General features: G+C 72.6%; 18 protein-coding genes. 8 read left to right on the top strand and 10 right to left on the bottom strand.

From position 1 onward, the window contains the following. The first annotated feature begins 3 nt into the window (after window positions 1-3). The 4 genes from NRK68_RS05365 (at window position 4) to NRK68_RS05350 (ending at window position 4165) form a co-directional block, all read left to right on the top strand. Window positions 4-678, top strand: a complete 675-nt coding sequence (locus NRK68_RS05365; protein ID WP_183069031.1) for an urease accessory protein UreF — start codon at window positions 4-6, stop codon at window positions 676-678. Window positions 679-828: 150 nt separating this feature from the next. Then, a complete protein-coding gene (gene ureG, locus NRK68_RS05360; RefSeq protein WP_183069032.1) occupies window positions 829-1524 on the top strand; it encodes an urease accessory protein UreG in 696 nt (231 codons plus the stop codon). After that, window positions 1521-2306, top strand: coding sequence for an urease accessory protein UreD (locus tag NRK68_RS05355; RefSeq protein ID WP_257855201.1), 786 nt, complete (start codon window positions 1521-1523; stop codon window positions 2304-2306). Before ureG ends, NRK68_RS05355 begins: the two co-directional genes overlap by 4 nt. A gap of 182 nt (window positions 2307-2488) precedes the next feature. Beyond that, window positions 2489-4165, top strand: coding sequence for an alpha/beta hydrolase (locus NRK68_RS05350; protein ID WP_257855199.1), 1677 nt, complete (start codon window positions 2489-2491; stop codon window positions 4163-4165). Between the two features lie 54 nt (window positions 4166-4219). On the opposite strand, the gene NRK68_RS05345 is transcribed toward NRK68_RS05350, so the two are convergent. The 6 genes from NRK68_RS05345 to NRK68_RS05320 form a co-directional block, all read right to left on the bottom strand. Beyond that, a complete protein-coding gene (locus NRK68_RS05345) occupies window positions 4220-4930 on the bottom strand; it encodes a lysophospholipid acyltransferase family protein (protein ID WP_257855197.1) in 711 nt (236 codons plus the stop codon). 84 nt (window positions 4931-5014) lie between these two features. Continuing rightward, window positions 5015-5173, bottom strand: coding sequence for a hypothetical protein (locus NRK68_RS05340; protein ID WP_031150049.1), 159 nt, complete (start codon window positions 5171-5173; stop codon window positions 5015-5017). Between the two features lie 32 nt (window positions 5174-5205). Beyond that, a complete protein-coding gene (locus NRK68_RS05335) occupies window positions 5206-6162 on the bottom strand; it encodes a cytochrome c oxidase assembly protein (RefSeq protein WP_183069035.1) in 957 nt (318 codons plus the stop codon). Window positions 6163-6263: 101 nt separating this feature from the next. Further along, complete coding sequence (locus tag NRK68_RS05330) at window positions 6264-7289, bottom strand: 6-phosphofructokinase (protein WP_257855194.1); 1026 nt, start codon at window positions 7287-7289, stop codon at window positions 6264-6266. Between the two features lie 215 nt (window positions 7290-7504). Continuing rightward, entirely contained in the window at window positions 7505-8233 is a 729-nt protein-coding gene (locus NRK68_RS05325; RefSeq protein WP_030660438.1) for a type 1 glutamine amidotransferase, read from the bottom strand. A 28-nt stretch (window positions 8234-8261) separates the two neighbouring features. Next, a complete protein-coding gene (locus NRK68_RS05320) occupies window positions 8262-9500 on the bottom strand; it encodes a MurT ligase domain-containing protein (RefSeq protein ID WP_030960131.1) in 1239 nt (412 codons plus the stop codon). A gap of 123 nt (window positions 9501-9623) precedes the next feature. On the opposite strand from NRK68_RS05320, the gene def reads away from it, so the two are divergent. Next, window positions 9624-10178 carry a peptide deformylase gene (gene def / locus NRK68_RS05315; protein ID WP_183069036.1) on the top strand — a complete coding sequence of 185 codons (555 nt, stop codon included), beginning with the start codon at window positions 9624-9626 and terminating at the stop codon, window positions 10176-10178. 125 nt (window positions 10179-10303) lie between these two features. On the opposite strand, the gene NRK68_RS05310 is transcribed toward def, so the two are convergent. Beyond that, window positions 10304-10948 carry a TetR/AcrR family transcriptional regulator gene (locus NRK68_RS05310; RefSeq protein ID WP_183069037.1) on the bottom strand — a complete coding sequence of 215 codons (645 nt, stop codon included), beginning with the start codon at window positions 10946-10948 and terminating at the stop codon, window positions 10304-10306. A 214-nt stretch (window positions 10949-11162) separates the two neighbouring features. Here NRK68_RS05310 and NRK68_RS05305 point away from each other — a divergent pair, with 214 nt between their 5' ends. After that, window positions 11163-12392 (top strand): acyl-CoA dehydrogenase family protein, encoded by a 1230-nt coding sequence (locus tag NRK68_RS05305; RefSeq protein ID WP_183069038.1) that lies wholly within the window; start codon window positions 11163-11165, stop codon window positions 12390-12392. 302 nt (window positions 12393-12694) lie between these two features. On the opposite strand, the gene NRK68_RS05300 is transcribed toward NRK68_RS05305, so the two are convergent. Beyond that, window positions 12695-13132: an SRPBCC family protein gene (locus tag NRK68_RS05300; protein WP_183069039.1), complete on the bottom strand. Its 438-nt coding sequence runs from the start codon at window positions 13130-13132 to the stop codon at window positions 12695-12697. Window positions 13133-13287: 155 nt separating this feature from the next. Between NRK68_RS05300 and NRK68_RS05295 the strand changes: the two genes are divergently transcribed. Further along, window positions 13288-13473, top strand: a complete 186-nt coding sequence (locus NRK68_RS05295; RefSeq protein ID WP_183069040.1) for a DUF5999 family protein — start codon at window positions 13288-13290, stop codon at window positions 13471-13473. 152 nt (window positions 13474-13625) lie between these two features. Here NRK68_RS05295 and NRK68_RS05290 read toward each other — a convergent pair whose 3' ends face one another. Continuing rightward, complete coding sequence (locus NRK68_RS05290; RefSeq protein WP_257855188.1) at window positions 13626-15722, bottom strand: ATP-binding protein; 2097 nt, start codon at window positions 15720-15722, stop codon at window positions 13626-13628. A gap of 62 nt (window positions 15723-15784) precedes the next feature. After that, on the bottom strand, window positions 15785-16759 hold the full coding sequence (locus NRK68_RS05285) for a fibronectin type III domain-containing protein (RefSeq protein WP_257855186.1): 975 nt from the start codon (window positions 16757-16759) through the stop codon (window positions 15785-15787). A gap of 180 nt (window positions 16760-16939) precedes the next feature. On the opposite strand from NRK68_RS05285, the gene NRK68_RS05280 reads away from it, so the two are divergent. Next, window positions 16940-18544 (top strand): ABC transporter substrate-binding protein, encoded by a 1605-nt coding sequence (locus NRK68_RS05280; RefSeq protein WP_183069042.1) that lies wholly within the window; start codon window positions 16940-16942, stop codon window positions 18542-18544. Window positions 18545-18571 lie beyond the last annotated feature (27 nt).

The raw sequence follows: 18571 nt of genomic DNA, 5'->3' as shown, positions 1-18571 counted from the left end.
CGCATGAGTCTCGCCGCCCTGCTCGTCCTCGCGGACGGCCGGTTCCCCGCCGGGGGGCACGCCCACTCCGGCGGGGCCGAGGCCGCCTGCAAGGCGGGCCGGATCCACGACGCCGCCACCCTGGAGGACTTCTGCCGGGGCAGGCTGCACACCGCCGGGCTCACCGCGGCGGCACTCGCCGCCGCGGCGGCCCTCGGGCTCGACCCGGCCGTGCTCGACGCCGCGGCCGACGCCCGCACCCCGTCGCCCGCGCTGCGCACCGCGGCCCGGCGGCTGGGCCGCCAGCTGCTGCGGGCCGCGCGGGCGACCTGGCCCGACCCCGGGCTGGAGCGGCTCGCCGCCGCGTTCCCGCGCGGCGCCCACCAGCCCGTCGTGCTCGGCCTCACCGCCCGGGCGGCCGGGCTCGGGCCGCTCGACGCCGCGCACGTGGCGGCGTACGAGAGCGTCGGCGGACCGGCGACCGCCACCGTGCGGCTGCTGGGCCTGGACCCCTTCGAGGCGAGCGGGGTCCTGGCCCGGCTCGCCCCCGAGCTCGACGCCGTCGCGGCCCGGGCCGCCGAGGCCGGACGCCGGGCGCTGCTGGACGGCCCCGAGGCCCTGCCCGCGGCCTCCTCGCCGCTGCTGGAGATCGCGGCCGAGGTACATGCCGGCTGGCCGGTACGCCTGTTCGCCTCCTGACCGCCCGCCGCCCGCCGCCCCTGACCGCCCGCCGCCCTCGCCCGCACGACGACCGCCGCCCGCCGCACGACGACCGCCGGTCGGCGCCTTCCGCCCTCTGCCCGGCGCCCGACCGCGCCGGCGCACCCCTTCGACCCCGGGAGCATCCCCATGCACCTCGACCACGCCGTCGCCCACACCCACCGCCACACCCACAGCGCCGAACCGCTGCGCGCCGACGGCACCCGGCGCGCCCTGCGCATCGGCCTCGGCGGACCCGTCGGCTCCGGCAAGACCGCCACCGTCGCCGCCCTCTGCCGCGCCCTGCGCACCGACCTGTCCATGGCGGTGGTCACCAACGACATCTACACCCGCGAGGACGCCGAGTTCCTGCTCCGCGAGGCGGTCCTGCCGCCGGAGCGGATCACCGCCGTCGAGACCGGAGCCTGCCCGCACACCGCCATCCGCGACGACATCTCCGCCAACCTGGAGGCCGTCGAAGAGCTGGAGGAGGCCTTCCGTGAGCACGCCCCGCTCGATCTGATCCTCGTCGAGTCCGGCGGGGACAACCTCACCGCCACCTTCTCCCGGGGACTCGTCGACGCCCAGATCTTCGTCATCGACGTCGCCGGCGGGGACGACATCCCGCGCAAGGGCGGCCCCGGCGTCACCACCGCCGACCTGCTCATCGTCAACAAGACCGACCTCGCCCCGCACGTCGGCTCCGACCTCGGCCGGATGGCCCGCGACGCCGCCGAGCAGCGCGGCGAACTGCCCGTCGCCTTCCAGTCGCTGCGCGGCCCCGAGGGCGTGGCCCCGGTGGCCGACTGGGTCCGCGCGCGGATCGCCGCCTGGACCGTACGGTGACCACCGCGCCCCCCGCCGCCCCGCCCGCCACGGGGGTGCGGGCCACCGCCCGCATCCACGCCGTGGCCGACGGCCGGGGCGGAACCGCACTGCCCCTGCTGGCCGGCGAGGGTCCGCTCGCCCTGCGCCGCACCCGTGGCGGGGAGGCCGAGGCCGGCGTCGTGCTCGTCGGCGCGATGAGCGCCCCGCTCGGCGGCGACCACCTCACCGTCCGTGCCACCGCCGGGCCCGGGGCCCGGCTGGCCCTGGCCTCGGCGGCGGCCACCCTGGCCCTGCCCGGCCGGGCGGGCGAGCCCGCGCGCTACGACGTGGAGCTGGACCTGGAGGACGGCGCCTCGGTGCGGTGGCTGCCGGAGCCCCTCGTCTCGGTCCGCGGCAGCGACCTGCGGGTGCACACCCGCGTCCGGCTGGCGCCGACCGCGCGCCTGCTGCTGCGGGAGGAACAGGTCCTCGGACGGCACGGGGAGCCGTCCGGTCTGCTGCGCAGCCGCCTCACCGTGACCCGCGGCGGCCGGCCGTTGCTGGACCAGGAGCTCGCCTGCGGCCCCGGCGCCCCCAGCGGCTGGGACGGCCCGGCCGGCCTCGCCGGACACCGGGCCGTCGGTCAACTCCTTCTCGTTGATCCGGTGTTCGAGACCGACCCGCCGCTGCCCGCGGTGCTGGGGGAGTACGCCGCGGTCACTCCGCTGGCCGGTCCGGCCGTCCTCGTGACGGCCCTGGCCGCGGACGCCCTCCGGCTGCGCGAGGTCCTCGACAAGGCCTGCCGGATCCACCACCGCTGACCGCGGGACGAATCGGGCACCGCTGAGCGGTACACGGCTCTCCGGTTATCGGGTTGGCAAAGAAGCCGGCACCACCCTGTCGCCGGGACGGGCCCGGACGACAGGATCCCCCTGCACGCCGACGACCGAGAGCAGCCAACCAGGCCGCCCACGGCGGCATCTGACGCAGGGGGAACAACCACGTGATACGCAACGCGGCGCTGGGGAGCGCCGCCACACTCCTCACCGGCGCACTGGCCGCGGGCCTGTTGCTCGCACCGCCGGCGGCCGCGGCCCCGGCCGACCGGGACATCCGCCTCCCGGAGACGCTGGGCGTGCAGATCGCCGCCGCCCGCGCCGCCCGCAGCGGGATCGACTGGAAGGACTGTCCCGCGGACTGGGGCCTCGCCGCCCCCATCCAGTGCGGCAGGGTCAAGGTCCCGCTGGACTACGCCAAGCCGTACGGCAGGACGATCGACATCGCCGTCGACCGCGCCGTCAGCACGGGTACGAAGGAGGAGCGCCAGGGCGCCCTCGTCTACAACCCCGGCGGCCCCGGCGGCTCCGGCATGCGCTTCCCGCGCCGCTCCACCTCCCGGAGCCCGCTGTGGGTCAACACCGCGAAGGCGTACGACTTCGTGGGCTTCGACCCGCGCGGGGTCGGCCACTCCGCGCCCATCTCCTGCATCGACCCGCAGGAGTTCGTGAAGGCACCCAAGGCCGACCCGGTCCCGGACACCGAGGCCGACAAGCGCGCCCAGCGCAAACTCGCCGCCGAGTACGCGGACGGCTGCAAGGAGCGCAGCGGTGAGATGCTGCCGCACATGACCACGCCGAACACCGCGCGCGACCTCGACGTCATCCGGGCCGCCCTCGGCGAGAAGAAGCTGAACTACCTCGGCGTCTCCTACGGCACCTACCTGGGCGGGGTCTACGCGACCCTCTTCCCGACCCATGTGCGCCGCATGATCGTCGACAGTGTGGTGGACCCGTCACGGGACAACATCTGGTACGAGGCCAACCTCGGCCAGGACGTCGCCTTCCAGATGCGCTGGAACGACTGGCAGGACTGGGTCGCCAAGAACGACGCCGTCTTCCACCTCGGCGACACCCGCGCGAAGGTCGAAGCCAAGTGGCAGGAGCTGCGCGGCAAGGCCAAGGCCGACCCGCTCGGCGGGATCGTCGGCCCGGCCGAGCTCATCGGCTTCTTCCAGAGCGCCCCGTACTACGACTCCTCCTGGGTGCCCGTCGCCCAGACCTTCGCGGCATGGGCCGCCGGTGACGAGCAGGCGCTCATCGACGCCATCGCCCCGGACATGTCGGACACCAAGGCCAACGCGGCGGCGGAGAACAGCAACGCCGTCTACACCGCCGTCGAGTGCGCCGACGCGAAGTGGCCCACCAGCTGGACGAAGTGGGACCGGGACAACACCCGGCTGCACGAGAAGTACCCGTTCCTGACCTGGTCGAACGCGTGGATGAACCTGCCCTGCGCCACCTGGAGGTCCAAGCAGCACACCCCGGTCGAGGTCGGTGCCGGGCGCGGCCTGCCGCCCGTCCTGATCGTCCAGTCCGAGCGGGACGCGGCCACCCCCTACAAGGGCGCGGTCGAACTGCACCGCCGTCTCGCCGGCTCGCGGCTGATCACCGAGCAGAACGCCGGCTCGCACGGTGTCACCAGCCTGACGAACCCGTGCGTCAACACCCGGGTGGACACCTACCTGCTGACCGGCAAGGTCGACGCCAAGGACGTGACGTGCGCCCCGCACGCCGCTCCGGTCGCCCCGGCGCCGGCCGCGGCCGCCGGCGCGCTCTCGCTCGACCACGGCACCGGTGCCGGCTGGCCGCAACGCGAGGAGCTCCCCGCCGTCCGTCGATGACGGAAGGACGGGAGGGCGGGCAGCCGCCGGGTGAGCGGTGAAGCGGGAGAAGGCTCAGCGCGTCGTGCGCCGGGCCTTCTTCCGCGCCTGCTCCTCCTCGGCCTTCACCTCGGCCGCGTACCGGTCGACGTACTCCTGCCCGGACAGGCCGAGGATCGCGTACATGATCTCGTCGGTGACCGCCCGCAGGACGGCGCGCTCGCCCTCCAGGCCGGCGTACCGGGAGAAGTCGAGCGGCTCGCCGAAGCGGATCGTGACCCGCCGGATCTTCGGGATCTTCTGCCCGGGCGGCTGGATCTCGAAGGTCCCCACCATCGCGCAGGGGATGACGGGCACCCCGGCGCCCAGGGCCATCGCGGCCACGCCCACCTTGCCCTTGTAGAGCCGGCCGTCGTGCGAGCGCGTGCCCTCCGGGTAGATGCCCAGCAGCTCGCCCTTGCTCAGCACCCCCAGCCCCTCGCGCAGGGCGGCCCGGCCGGCGTCCTTGCCGGACCGGTCCACCGGGATCTGGCCGGCGCTGCGGAAGAACGCCGCGGTGAGCCTGCCCTTGAGTCCGGGACCGGTGAAGTATTCGGCCTTCGCCAGGAAGGTGATCCGCCGCGCCAGGATCGCGGGCATCAGGAAGTGGTCGGAGAACGACAGGTGATTGCCCGCGACGATCGCGGCGCCCTCCGCCGGGATGTTCTCCAGGCCCTCGATCCGCGGCCGGAACAGCAGCCGCAGCAGTGGGCCGAGGAACACGTGCTTGAGCAAGTGGTAGAACACCAGGCCGCTCCTGTCGGTATCCCGTCGTCACGGCCATTTTACGGACGGTGAGTCCCGGGATGGAGGGGGCGGCGGTGACCTTCCTCAGGCATTGCGCGAGGCGGCCATCCCCGCGGTCAGCAGCCCCAGCACCACCCAGCCGAACCACAGCCAGCCGTTGCTGCCGAGGACCACCGAGTACGTGGCGACGGCCACCAGTGCGGCGAAGGTCATGACTGCCATCGCCTTAACGGATCCGGTCATGCCCCATGGTGGCGCGCCGGAACGGGATCGCGCTACTGGCCACGCGCTCGGAGCGAGGCGAGATACGCGTTGTACGCCTCCAGCTCCTGGTCGCCGTTGCGGTCCGCGGCCCGGTCGGAGCGCTTCGCGGCCCGCTGCTCGGAGTGGTACCACTGGTAGATCAGGGCGATCAGCACCAGCACCGAGGGGATCTCGCTGAACGCCCAGGCGATGCCGCCGCCCCACTGCTGATCGAGCAGCGGATCGATGCCGAGGGAGGCCGGCGGGTTCGCGTACGTCTTGATCATCGGCTGGCTCGCCATCATCAGGGCGATGCCGAAGAACGCGTGGAAGGGCATGCCCGCGAAGAGCTCCAGCATCCGCATGACGTAGCCCGGACGGTGCGGACCGGGGTCGATGCCCATGATCGGCCAGAAGAAGATCATGCCGACCGCGAAGAAGTGCACCATCATCGAGATGTGCCCGGTGCGGCTCTCCATCAGGAAGTCGAAGAGCGGCGTGAAGTACAGCGCGTAGAGGCTCGCGATGAACATCGGGATCGTGAAGGCCGGATGGGTGATCACCCGCATGTACCGGCTGTGCAGGAGCGCCAGCAGGAGCTCGCGCGGACCCTTGCGGCCGCGGCCCGCGGGCGGCAGCGCGCGCAGCGCCAGCGTCACCGGGGCGCCCAGCAGGACCAGGATCGGGGTGATCATGCTGATCACCATGTGCTGGACCATGTGCACGCTGAACATGACCATGCCGTAGTCGTTCAGCTTGGTGCACATCACCAGGATCACGGTGAGCACGCCGAGGGTGAACGCGATCGTCCGGCCCAGCGGCCAGGAGTCGCCGCGACGGCGCAGCCGCAGCACGCCCCACCCGTACAGGGCGAGCGCCAGCAGGGAGCCGAACAGGAAGAACGCGTCGAAGGAGAACTCCAGCCCGCGCCCGAGAGTGAACGGCGGCAAGTCCATGTGCATGTCCATGCCGTGCCCGCTGTGGTCCATCTGTTCACTCCCTCGACTGTGCTGCCCCACCACAGTAGTGCCGCCCCCGTACGCTCGTGCGCGCGGGGGCGGTCTGCCACAAATGGGACGCCGGGGAGCGGTCAGAGAACCGTCTGGGCCTCTTCGTAGCGCTCGGCCGGGACGGTCTTCAGGGTCGAGGTCGCCTCGGCGAGCGGGACCATCTCGATCTCCGTGCCGCGCAGCGCGGTCAGCATGCCGAACTCGCCCCGGTGCGCCGCCTCCACCGCGTGCCAGCCGAACCGGGTCGCGAGGACCCGGTCGTACGCGGTGGGCGTGCCGCCGCGCTGGACGTGACCCAGGATCACCGGCCGGGCCTCCTTGCCCAGACGGTTCTCCAGCTCGACGGCCAGCAGGTTGCCGATGCCGGCGAACCGCTCGTGGCCGTAGATGTCCTTGCCACGCTCCTCGAAGGCCATCGAGCCGGGCCTGGGCTTGGCGCCCTCGGCGACCACGACGATCGCGAAGCGCTTGCCCGCGGAGAAGCGCTCGCCGACGATCGCCGTCAGCTCGTCTATGTCGAAGGGGCGCTCCGGTACGACGATCGCGTGCGCGCCGGCCGCCATGCCCGAGTGCAGGGCGATCCAGCCGGTGTGGCGGCCCATGACCTCGACGACCATCACGCGCTGGTGGGACTCGGCGGTGGTCTTCAGACGGTCGAGCGCCTCCGTGGCGACCCCGACGGCGGTGTCGAAGCCGAAGGTGACGTCGGTGGAGGCGATGTCGTTGTCGATGGTCTTCGGGACGCCGACGATCGGCAGACCGGCCTGCGAGAGCAGGTTCGCGGCCTTCAGGGTGCCTTCGCCGCCGATCGGGATGATCGCGTCGAGGCCGAGGTCGGCGACGTGTCCGCGGGCACGCTCGACACCGTCGCGCAGGTGCGCGGGCTGGACCCGGGAGGAGCCGAGGATGGTGCCGCCGCGGGCGAGGATGCCGGCGACGGCATCGAGGTCGAGCTTGCGGTAGTCCGCCTCCAGCAGGCCCTTCCAGCCGTCGTGGAAGCCGATCACCTCGTCGCCGTGGTCGACGACGGCGCGGTGCACGACGGAGCGGATGACGGCGTTGAGGCCGGGGCAGTCGCCACCGGAAGTGAGCACACCTATGCGCATGGCAGAAGAGACCTTTGCAACGTGGGCCGGCGACCGGACCACGTCGTCCGGTTGGAACTACGGCCACCCTACAAGCGGTTTGGAGGTGTGCTGAACCATCCTCCACATGGTGGTCGTGATCGTCGTGCGAAACGACGTCGGCCCGGTTCTCCCTAGGGAAAACCGGGCCGAACACATGATGCGGGGGCCGCCCTGATGAGCGCTCCGCGAGGGTGCTAGGCGGGCTGCGTCGCAGCCGCGATCCGCTCCGCGCGCAGCGCCTCGTACCACCGGTCGTCTATGGCCGGCAGGGCGTTCACGTCGAGCGCCAGCTTCAGCAGCAGGTCCGCGATCTGCGGGTTGCGCGCCATCACGGGCCCGTGCATGTAGGTGCCGAACACGGTGTCGTTGTACGCGCCTTCGGTGCCGTCGCCGGTGCCGTTGCCGCGGCCCATGGTCACCCGGGCGAACGGCTTCGCCGTCGGGCCGAGGTGGGTGACACCCTGGTGGTTCTCGAAGCCCGTCAGCTGCGGCAGGCCCAGCCGCGGGTCGATGTCGGCGAGGACGTCGCCGACGCACCGCTCGCCCTCACCGCGCACGGTGACGACGTCCAGCAGGCCGAGGCCCTCCTGGCGCTGGCCCTGGTCGTTGACGAACTCTTTGCCCAGGATCTGGTAGCCGGCGCAGACGGAGAAGACGATCGCCCCGTTCGAGACGGCCCGCTCCAGACCGCCGTCGCGCAGCAGCCGCTCCGCGGCCAGGCGCTGCGGACGGTCCTCGCCGCCGCCGATCAGGTAGATGTCACCCGACGTGGGGATGGGCTGGTCGCTGCGCACGTCCACGCGCTGCACGTCCAGGCCGCGCTGGCGGGCCCGGCGCTCCACGACGAGGGCGTTGCCCTGGTCTCCGTACGTGCTGAGCAGGTCGGGGTAGACCCACACCAGACGCAGGCTGTTGTCGCTCATGCTCTTGTGTCCTCTGGAGGTATGAGTACTAGTTGCCGACGCGGCGGCGCACGTCCTGGAAGGCGGTGTAGTTGGCGATCAGCTCGATCTGTCCGGGCGGCGCGAGCTGCACGGCCTCGTCGAGGGTCTCGCACACCCGGAAGTCCAGGCCCGCGACCTCCAGGCGGACCGCGAGGTCCAGCTTGCGGTCGCCGATCACGAAGATCGGGTGGCCGGCCAGGCGCGGGTAGTCGACGTCCCACAGCCAGGAGGTGTCGGTCCCGTCGGCGCCGCGCGCGTTCACGGAGAGGATCACCGGGGTCGGCGGCGGGTCGATCAGCGAAAACGTTTCGAGCCAGCCCGCAGGGTTCTTCGCGAGCAGCAGCCGCAGCTCACGGCCCTGGAAGTGGACGACGTCGTAGCGTCCGGCGACGGCCTGTACCTGGTACATCCGCTCCAGCGCGACCTGCGGCGGGACGCCGAAGACGGCGGCCACGGCGGCCGAGGTCGCGGCGTTGGCCTTGTTGGCGCGGCCGGGCAGCTGGAGGTGGATCGGCCAGGCCGAGCCGTGCGGGTCCAGCACGTGGTCGCCGGAGAGCACCCAGGTCGGGGTCGGGCGGCGGAAGCCGCACTCGCCGCAGAACCAGTCGTCGCCCGGGCGCTGCATGACACCGCCGCAGGAGGGGCACGACCAGGCGTCGTCCTTCCACTCCTGGCCGGCCGCCACCCACACCACGTTCTGGGAGGAGGAGGCGGACCAGACGATCAGCGGGTCGTCGCAGTTGGCGACGATGACGGCCTTGGAACCCTGGAGGCCCTCGCGCCACTTCTCCGCGAGCATACGGGTCTCGGCGGCGCGGTCCAGCTGGTCGCGGGAGAGGTTGAGCAGGGCGATCACCTTGGGGGTGACGTCCCGGGCCACTCCGGCCAGGTACTTCTCGTCGACCTCGATGACGCCGTACTTGGCGTCCGAGCCGCCGGCGAGCGCCGAGGTGATGCCCGCCGGCATGTTGGCGCCGAGGGCGTTGGAGACGACCGGACCGCTGGCCCGCAGGGCTTCGGCGATCAGCCGGGTCGTCGTGGTCTTGCCGTTCGTCGCTGATACGAGGACGACGTCGAGGTGTTGCGCCAGCGCGCCGAGAAGATCGGGGTCGAGCCTGAGTGCGACCTTGCCGCCGATCACCGATCCGCTTCCGCGTCCCGCGGCCCGCGACACCGCCGCCGCGGCCTTGCCCGCCGTCACGGCCAGCTTGGCCCGCGGCGAAAGCGGCTCCGTGTTGCCTGCCATCGTCCCTTGTCCTCCTAGCGTCGGTCGGCCCCAGCCTATCCAGTACCGGCCGGAGCCTTGACCGCGGCGCCCCCGCCCCGCCGCGGATCTCCTCATATAGTCGCCCGTCGTAGGCTTACGGCCATGCGACAGCGCCTCATCCCCGGTACCACCGGACTCGTCCGCACCATGAGCCTGCTGGGTGATCCGGTGCTCCACTCGCCCTGCCCGGAGGTCACCGAGTTCGGCCCGGCCCTCGACCGCCTCATCGAGGACATGTTCGCGACGATGTACGCCGCCGAGGGCGTCGGCCTCGCCGCGAACCAGATCGGTGTCGCCCAGCGGGTGTTCGTCTACGACTGTCCCGATGACGAAGACGTACGGCACGTCGGGCACATCGTCAACCCGCGCCTGGTGACGGCCGACGGGGACGAGTTCCTGGGGCCCGAGGGCTGCCTGTCCCTGCCGGGGCTGGAAGCGGGCACCGTCCGCTTCGACCACGCGGTCGTGGAGGGGGTCACCTCGGACGGCGCGGCGGTACGGATCTCCGGGACGGGTTTCTTCGCGCGCTGCCTCCAGCACGAGTGCGACCACCTCGACGGGACCGTGTACGCGGACCGTGTGACGGGGATGCGGGCCCGCCGGCTGCGGCGGGCGATCGCGAAGACGCCCTGGGGAGCCGAGTCGCCGCGCGGCTAGCGCGGCCAGGCGGATCACTCCCGGGGCGGCCCGGGAACCCGGCTCCGCCGGGAACCGGGCTCTGCCCGGGCCCGCGCCTCGAACGCCGGCGAGGCCGGAGTTGCCCCGGCGCAGCCCGGAAATCGTCAGAAGCCCGGGCCGTCCTCGCGGTTGCCAGCGGTGGCCAGGCGGCCCCAGAGGAGATCGGTGAGGCCCGCGACCAGGTCCGCGCGCTCGCAGGGGCGTTCGCCCAGCCACCAGTCGCCGGCCGCGTGCATCATGCCGACGATGCCGTGGCCCCAGACCCGCGCCAGCTGTTCTCCGCCGGGGCCGAGGTCGACGCGCTCGCTGATCACCTGGGCCAGCTCCTCGCCCAGCCGGCGCAGCAGCGGCGCCGAGTGCAGGCCGACGTCGAAGCCCCGTTCGGCGGTGTGGGAGTCCTCGGCCGGGTGCATCAGGAAGCGGTACACCTGCGGGCGGGCCTCGATGGCGGCCAGGTAGGTGTCGAGGGTCGACTCCACCCGCCGGCGGCGCTCGGCGGGGGCGTCGAGCGCCGCCCGCAGCGAGTCGAGCAGCGCGTCGGTGTGCCGGACGGCGAGTGCCTGGTAGAGGCCCGCCTTGTCCCCGAAATGCCGGTAGAGGATGGGCTTGGTGATGCCGGCCTCGGCCGCGATGGCGTTCATGGAGGCCTTGGGGCCGTCCCTGAGCACGACCCGGTCGGCGGCTTCGAGCAGCTCGCGCCGACGGCGTTCGGCCGCTCCCGGTTCGCCGGTCTGCTGCGTGGTCTCCATGACGTGTTCTCTCCCCGCCCTTGCGATGTGCGTGACGCCCACGCAACGTAACACCCGAGGCACCCCGGCGATCGAATCGGCGGACCCTACCTGACGGCCGCCGACGGCATCGCTCGTGCTTGACAGTGCTTACTCGTCGGTAACAGACTGTGGCCCCCAGGCAGGTTACCGCTGGTAACTTCCGGACCGAACGCGTACGACAGGTGGAGGGGACATGGCGGAGTTCACCATGGAGCTGAACGACGACCAGAAGCAGGTGCGGGACTGGATCCACGGCTTCGCGGCCGATGTGATGCGACCCGCCGCCGCGGAATGGGACGAGCGCGAAGAGACTCCGTGGCCCGTCATCCAGGAGGCCGCCAAGGTCGGCATCTACTCGCTGGACTTCTACGCCCAGCAGTTCTTCGACCCGACCGGGCTCGGCATCCCGATGGCCATGGAGGAGCTCTTCTGGGGCGACGCCGGCATCGCGCTGTCCATCGTCGGTACCGGGCTCGCGGCGATCGGCGTCGTGGCCAACGGCACCGAGGAGCAGATCGGCACCTGGATCCCCCAGATGTACGGCACCCCCGACGACGTGAAGGTCGCCGCCTTCTGCTCCTCGGAGCCGGACGCCGGCTCGGACGTCGGTTCGATGCGCACCCGGGCCGTCTACGACCAGGCCAAGGACGAGTGGGTGCTCAACGGCACCAAGACCTGGGCCACCAACGGCGGTATCGCCAACGTCCACATCGTCGTGGCCGTCGTCGACCCGGAGCTGGGCACCAAGGGGCACGCCTCCTTCATCGTGCCGCCGGGCACGCCCGGGCTGTCGCAGGGGCAGAAGTTCAAGAAGCACGGCATCCGCGCCTCCCACACCGCCGAGGTGGTCCTGGAGGACGTACGGATCCCCGGCAACTGCCTGCTCGGCGGCAAGGAGAAGCTGGACGAGCGGCTCGCCCGGGCCCGCGAGCGGGCCCGCAGCGGCGGGGGCGAGCGGGTCAAGAACGCGGCCATGGCGACCTTCGAGGCCTCGCGGCCGGCCGTCGGGGCGATGGCGGTGGGCACCGCGCGCGCCGCGTACGAGGTGGCCCTCGACTACGCGAAGACCCGTACGCAGTTCGGCCGCCCGATCATCGACAACCAGGGCGTGGCCTTCCAGCTCGCCGACATGCGCACGCAGATCGACGCCGCGCGGCTGCTGGTGTGGCGGGCGTCGTGGATGGCGGTCGCGGGGCGGCCCTTCGAATCGGCCGAGGGGTCGATGTCCAAGCTCTTCGCGAGCGAGGTCGCCCAGAAGGTCACCGCCCAGGCCGTCCAGATCCTCGGCGGCAACGGCTTCACCCGCGAGTACCCGGTCGAGCGGATGCACCGGGACAGTGCGATCTACACGATCTTCGAGGGCACCAGCGAGATCCAGCGGCTGGTGATCGCGCGGACGATCTCCGGCATGCCGATCCGCTAGCGCGGAGCCGAGCCACCCCCCGGGGCCCTGCGGCCCCGCAACCCCACCCCACGGGGCCCTGCGGCCCCGCTACCCCTCCCTGCGGGGCGCTGCGGCCCCGCACCCTGCGGGGTGCTGCGGTCCCGTGCCCGCGCCCGGCGGGGCTGCGGTCCCGCTACCCGACCGCGTGGGGCACTGCGGTCTTGCTCTGCGCCGTGGCCGCCGGGCCCTGCGGCTCCGCTACTTCGCGCTGCCCTGCGGTCCCCCCCGGGGGGCTTTGCGGCCCCGCAATTTCGCGCTCCGGGCAGGGTTTGCCTTCGGGCTCAGGTGTGCAGGAGGCGGGTGAGGGCGCGGGTGAAGACGAGGTGGGCGGCCTTCGCCACCAGAGGGTCCAGGGCGCGGGGGAGGCCGCGCAGGCGGAGGTCCTCGCGCCAGTGGATCTCCGCACCGCCCGTGGGGAGGGGGCGGATCTCGATCTCCGCCCAGCCCGTCACGGGACGGCCGCGCTTCTCCAGCCGGACCAGCCCCGGCGAGTCCGCCGCGGGGGGCTGCCAGACGACGACCTCCATGCGGTCGTCGAATGTGATCCTGCCCACACCCGTGCGGGCGGTGAAGATCGTCCCCACCCGCGTCGGCGGCGCCGTCTCGATGATCGTCCGCGTGAGAGGGACCTGCGCCCCGTGGCGCTCCCAGTCGGTGAGCCTCGACCACGCCTCGGCGGCCGGCGCGGACGTACGGTGAACGATCCGGATAACGGGCATGAGCGCATGGTAATCGGGCATACACACCGTGAACTGGACGGCGAATATGGGTTCCGTCCGGGGGTGGCGATCAGTAATACTCGCCGCCACCGTGGATCGCGGATTCGACCGGGTGACCACCGGCCCTCCCGCCCCACATCGCGAGGAGGTGCGCCATGTGCTCCCACCAGCCCCCCTGCCCAGCCGCCGACAGCGCCGACCACGACGCCGCCCGCAGTGTGGCCTCCCATCCCGAACAGGGATGGAGCCTGCTGTGCAACGGAGTCGTGATCTTCGACGACACCGGTGAACTGCTCCCCGACAGCCGCACGGTGGAACCCCGCCGCCCGGCCCTGGTCTGAGCGAGGAGGCAGCATGCGCCAGCAGCTGATCCGCAAGCCCGTCCCCAAGCCCGCCCCCCGAGACCTGGATCTGCGCACACCGTCGGGCAGACCCCTCCCGTACTGACGGGAGCCCCGGCGAAGTTACGCAGCGCGCCGTCCACGGGCCGGACTCAGCCCGTGGGCGCCGCCGCCCCGCCGCGGAACGCCGCCTCGAAGGCCGCGTCCCCGATCGCCGCCCTGGCCTGCCGTTCGCCCTGGTCGCGTACGGCCCTCAGGGACGGTGAGCCCATCTGCGGCCGGCCCACGGTCCGCCACCACGCGTGGCCGGTGCCCAGCAGGCGCGCCGCCAGTTCGCCGTCGCCCAGCCCGGCCACCGCCGCGGCCAGCAGGTCCAGGCCCAGTGCGATGCCCAGCCGGTCGCCGAGGAGCCGCTTCCCGGACAGCATCGCCCGTACGTGGCGGGCGGCCTCCCCGTGGTCGCCCAGGCTCAGCGCGGCCACCGCCAGGATGTAGTCCGCGTAGCCCCGCATCCACCGTTCGCCCAGCTCCGCACACGCCTCGCGCAGCGACCTCGCCTCCTCGGTCGCCTCCCCGAAGCGCCCCAGGGCGCACAGCGAGTAGCTGGTCGACAGCTTGCACAGGAGCCAGCCCGGCCCGGTGGTCCGTCCGCCGTGCGCGGCCCGGGCCTGCGGGCCGGCCAGTTCCAGGGCGCGTACCGGGTCGCCCGGCATGAGGACGGACGCCGCGTGCAGGTAGGCGGCGCGCAGCTCCCGTTCGGGGTCGGCGAGGTGGGCGGCGTCCCGCGCGCACTGCTCGCCGACGCGCCGGGCCTCGTCCATGTCGCCCTGGAGCACCATCGTGAGCCCCAGGGACCACAGGGCCTGGTTGTACGCGACCTCCGTGCGCGGGGCGATCTCCAGGGCCCGTTCCAGGAAGGCGCGGCCCTCGTGCACGTGCCCGCACGCGAACCAGTAGAACCACAGGGCGCCGGCCATCTCCAGCGCCGCCGTCGGGTCGGCGGTGAGCAGGTGCTCCAGGGCGGTGCGCAACTGTGCGTGCTCGGCGGTGATCCTGCGGTACCAGTCCACCTGTCCCGGCCCCATCCAGCCCCGGTCGGCGGCGTGCGAGAGTGCCGCGTACCAGTGGGCGTGCCGGGCGGTGACCAGTTGTGTCTCGCCGAGCTCGGCCAGCCAGTCGTGCCCGTACTCGCGGATCGTGTCCAGCAGCCGGTAGCGGGCGCCGGCGCCCCGCTCCTCGGTGCGCAGGACCACGGACTTGGCGGCGAGACCGGCCAGTACGCGTTCCACCCGGGCGGCGGGCAGCGGTCCGCCCGCGCACACGGCGCGTGCCGCGGCGATGTCGAAGTCGCCGGTGAACACCGAGAGCCGGGCCCACAGCAGCCGTTCCAGCGGCTCGCACAGTTCGTGGCTCCAGCCGATCGTGGTCCGCATCGTCTGGTGCCGGGGCGGCCGGGGGACGCGGACGTCCGACAGCATCTCGAAGCGCTCGCCGATCCGCTCGGCCATCTGCTCCACGGTCCACAACCGCAGCCGGGCGCCCGCGAGTTCCAGGGCGAGGGGGATCCCGTCCAGGCGCCGGCACACCTCGGTGGCGACCGCGGTCCGCTCCGGGTCGGCGAAGACGGCGGCGGCGCGCGGGGTCGCGGTGAGGGCGCGGGCCCGGAAGAGGGCCAGGGCGTCGCTGTCGGGACCCTCGCAGGGCAGCGGGCGGACCTCGACGACCTCCTCGGTCGCACAGCGCAGTGGCTCCCGGGAGGTGATCAGGATGGTCAACCCGGGGGCGGACTGCAGCAGTTCGCCCGCCAGGTGGCGGCAGTCGGAGACCAGGTGCTCGCAGGTGTCCAGGACGAGCAGGAGCTCCCGGTCGGCCATCCACGCGCACAGCTCCTCGTCGAGCGGGCGCGGGGTGTGGTCGGCGAGGCCGACGGCATGCGCGACCGTCGCGGTCAGCAGGGCGGGATCGCGCAGTGGGGACAGGTCGACCCACCAGACGCCGTCCGGCCGGGTCTGGCCGGTTTCGGCGACCGCGCGCAGGGCGAGCCGGGATTTGCCGACGCCCCCCACCCCGGTCAGCGTGATCAGTCTGCGCTCGCGCAACAGCTGCCGGATCAGGTTCAGTTCGGGCTGTCTGCCGATGAAGCTCGCCGGTTCCGGCGGCAGGTTTCCCAGTGGTGTCCCGGCGCCCGGGGCGGGGACGCCGGCCGTGGGATCTGGCTGATTGTCATTGACCGAGTACTCACCGAACACGGGAGTATTGTGCGTGATCTCCTGCCCCACCGGGCCGTCGGAGCGGGAACGGTGCCGCGGGGTCACCCCGCGAGGGAGATCCGCCGTTCCGCCGAGAAGGCCCCCCAGTTGCCGTCGGGGAGCCTGGCTCGCAGTGTGACGGTCCATTCGGTGCCGGCGGGCTCCGTCACCATGAGGCGGTGTTCCACCCGTCCGGTGGGTACGGCGCCCGCGCCGAACTGGATGACCGTGGTGGGCCGTCCGTTGACGTACAGCTCGTACTCGGCGGTCGGGCGCCCGGTGTCCGGGGCGGTCCAGGTGAGCGTGACGGCGCCCGGTGAGGCGGTCGCGGTGAGGTCGGCGGGCGCGGTGCCCGGGCCGTCGCCGGAGGCGGGCGGCGTGCTCACGTCCACGGCCGGGCCGTCGGGGGAGGAGTTGTCCGCGCCGTCCCGGGCGCGGACCGTGAAGGTGTAGACGGTGTCGGGCCGGAGGCCGGTCAGCACGGTCGTGTTCTCGCCGGGCCCGGCGGTGTGGATGCGTACGCCGCCCTGGTGGACGTCGTACGCGGTGACACCTGTGTCGTCCGTCGAGGGGGCCCACGAGATCCGGGCGGAGCGGGGGCCGGTCGCGCCGGCCTCGGTGGTGGCGGGGGCGGTGGGTGCCGTGCGGTCCTCGGCCTTCGCCGCCGGGGTGGTCACGGCCGCGGCCGGTCCGGCCTCGGAGAGGTTGCCGGCGGAGTCCAGGGCCCGCACCGTGAAGGAATAGCCGGTCTGCGGGGTGAGGCCGGTGATGTCGACCATGGTCTTCTCGGCGGGGAGTTCCCGCACCGGCTTTCCGGCCTCGAAGACCTGATAGCGCGTCACTCCGTCCCGGTCCGGCGCCGCGTTCCACATGACGTGCACGGAGGTGGCGCTGCCGGCCTGGGCGGTCAGTCCGGTGGGGGCGGACGGCGGCTCGGTGTCCGGGGCGGTGCACGCGGTGAGGCCGGTGAGCCCGGTCAGGCCCGCGATGCCGGCGAGGGTCAGGAAGAGGGCGAGCGTGGGGGCGCTGCGTCGCACGGGGTGCCTTCCTCGGCTTCCGTAAAGGTCTAGACATATATGGCACGGAAGGCCGGAGGGCGACAAGACCTGCGCGTGGATGACCGGCGATGTGACCCGATTCGTCGACTTCTGATCACCTCTGGCATTATTGCCAGCTCTTTGCAATAACGGATGAACGCGAACAGGGATGTGCAGAGCATGACGGCCCGGACAGTACGGGGAGCGGCCAGGGCGACGGTGGCCGCCGCACTCATCACGGGCGTGGCAGCCTGCTCCGCCCCCGGAGCCGGACCCGGCGGCGCGGCCGCCGCCGACTCGGTCGTGGTCGGCATCGCCACCGAGCCGGAGAGCCTCAGCCCGCTCCTGGGCTACGGCAAGGACGGCAACTCCAAGGTCTTCGACGGTCTGCTCACGCACGACGCGGACATGAAGCTGAAGCCCGCCCTGGCCGAGCACCTCCCCGGGGTCTCCGCGGACGGACGCACCTACACCTTCACCCTGCGCCGCGGCGTCACCTTCAGCGACGGCGCCCCCTTCTCCGCCAAGGACGTCGTCTTCACCTACCGGACCATCCTCGACACGGGGACGAACAACGCCTCCAAGACCGAGCTGGACGCGATCGAGAGCGTCGAGGCGAAGGGCGAGGACACCGTCGTCTTCACCCTCAAGTACCCCTACGCGCCCTTCGCCGAGCGGACCGTGCTGCCCATCGCCCCCGAGCACATCGCGGGCGCGCAGGACGTCAACAGCGGCGACTTCACGACGCGGCCCGTCGGCACCGGCCCCTACGTGCTCGTCGGCTGGTCCAAGGGCGAGAAGCTCAGCTTCAGGGCCAACCCCCGATACTGGGGCGGCGAGCCCGCGGTCAAGAAGTTCACCATGGCCGTGATCAAGGACGACGACGTCCGTGCCACCCGGCTGCGCTCCGGCGAACTGGACGGCGCCGTCCTGCCGCCGAACCTGGCCGAGGGCTTCGCCAAGGACGCCTCGCGCCGCACCTACGCCGCCAAGACCTTCGACTACCGCAACGTCACCCTCCCCACGCACCACAAGGTCACCGGCGACCTCGCCGTCCGGCAGGCACTCGACATCGCCGTGGACCGCACGGCCATGGTCGACAAGCTGCTCGAAGGCGCGGGCAAGCCCGCCTTCGGCCCGGTGCCGACCGACAGCCCGTGGTTCACGGCCGGCACCGAGCGCCGCCACGACCTCGACCGGGCCCGCAGGATCCTCGACGACGCAGGCTGGAAGGCGGGCGAGGACGGGATCCGCGTCAAGGACGGGGTCCGCGCCGCCTTCCCGCTCTGGTACACCTCCGGCGACAAGATCCGCCAGGACCACGCCCTCGCCTTCGCCTCCGACGCCAAGAAGGCCGGTATCGAGGTCACGGCAGAGGCCGGGACCTGGGAGGTCATCGAACCGCGGATGAAGACCGAGGCCGTCCTCGCGGGCGGCGGCTCACCGGCCGACCCGGACTTCGACCAGTACCTGCTGCTCACCTCGTCGCTGGGCGGCGACGGTTTCAACAACATGGCCCGGTACGACGATCCGGCCGTGGACGCGGCCCTCGCCGAAGGCCGCCGCAGCGCCGACCCGGCCGTCCGCAAGGCCGCCTACGACACGGTGCAGCGGCGCCTCGCCGACAACCCGGGCTATGTCTTCCTCACCCACATCGACCACCTCTACGTCGTGAACGACCGGTGGGCCGGGCTCGGCACCCAGGTGGAGCCGCACGACCACGGTCTCGGCGCCGGCCCCTGGTGGAACGTCGAGAGCTGGAAGCCCGAGCCGAAGCAGAAGTGAGCCGCCCCCAGTGACCACCCGCTCCGT

This window comes from Streptomyces yangpuensis (genome assembly GCF_024666385.1).
GTDB classification, from domain to species: domain Bacteria; phylum Actinomycetota; class Actinomycetes; order Streptomycetales; family Streptomycetaceae; genus Streptomyces; species Streptomyces yangpuensis.
This window is presented reverse-complemented; position numbering and strand designations above follow the sequence as displayed.

Bases quoted from the DNA above. Each gene is read 5' to 3' on its own strand.
- NRK68_RS05365 (WP_183069031.1), top strand. From the start codon at position 4: ATGAGTCTCGCCGCCCTGCTCGTCCTCGCGGACGGCCGGTTCCCCGCC.
- ureG (WP_183069032.1), top strand. From the start codon at position 829: ATGCACCTCGACCACGCCGTCGCCCACACCCACCGCCACACCCACAGC.
- NRK68_RS05340 (WP_031150049.1), bottom strand. From the start codon at position 5,173: ATGACCGGATCCGTTAAGGCGATGGCAGTCATGACCTTCGCCGCACTG.
- NRK68_RS05335 (WP_183069035.1), bottom strand. From the start codon at position 6,162: ATGGACCACAGCGGGCACGGCATGGACATGCACATGGACTTGCCGCCG.
- NRK68_RS05330 (WP_257855194.1), bottom strand. From the start codon at position 7,289: ATGCGCATAGGTGTGCTCACTTCCGGTGGCGACTGCCCCGGCCTCAAC.
- NRK68_RS05325 (WP_030660438.1), bottom strand. From the start codon at position 8,233: ATGAGCGACAACAGCCTGCGTCTGGTGTGGGTCTACCCCGACCTGCTC.
- NRK68_RS05320 (WP_030960131.1), bottom strand. From the start codon at position 9,500: ATGGCAGGCAACACGGAGCCGCTTTCGCCGCGGGCCAAGCTGGCCGTG.
- def (WP_183069036.1), top strand. From the start codon at position 9,624: ATGCGACAGCGCCTCATCCCCGGTACCACCGGACTCGTCCGCACCATG.
- NRK68_RS05310 (WP_183069037.1), bottom strand. From the start codon at position 10,948: ATGGAGACCACGCAGCAGACCGGCGAACCGGGAGCGGCCGAACGCCGT.
- NRK68_RS05305 (WP_183069038.1), top strand. From the start codon at position 11,163: ATGGCGGAGTTCACCATGGAGCTGAACGACGACCAGAAGCAGGTGCGG.
- NRK68_RS05300 (WP_183069039.1), bottom strand. From the start codon at position 13,132: ATGCCCGTTATCCGGATCGTTCACCGTACGTCCGCGCCGGCCGCCGAG.
- NRK68_RS05295 (WP_183069040.1), top strand. From the start codon at position 13,288: ATGTGCTCCCACCAGCCCCCCTGCCCAGCCGCCGACAGCGCCGACCAC.
- NRK68_RS05280 (WP_183069042.1), top strand. From the start codon at position 16,940: ATGACGGCCCGGACAGTACGGGGAGCGGCCAGGGCGACGGTGGCCGCC.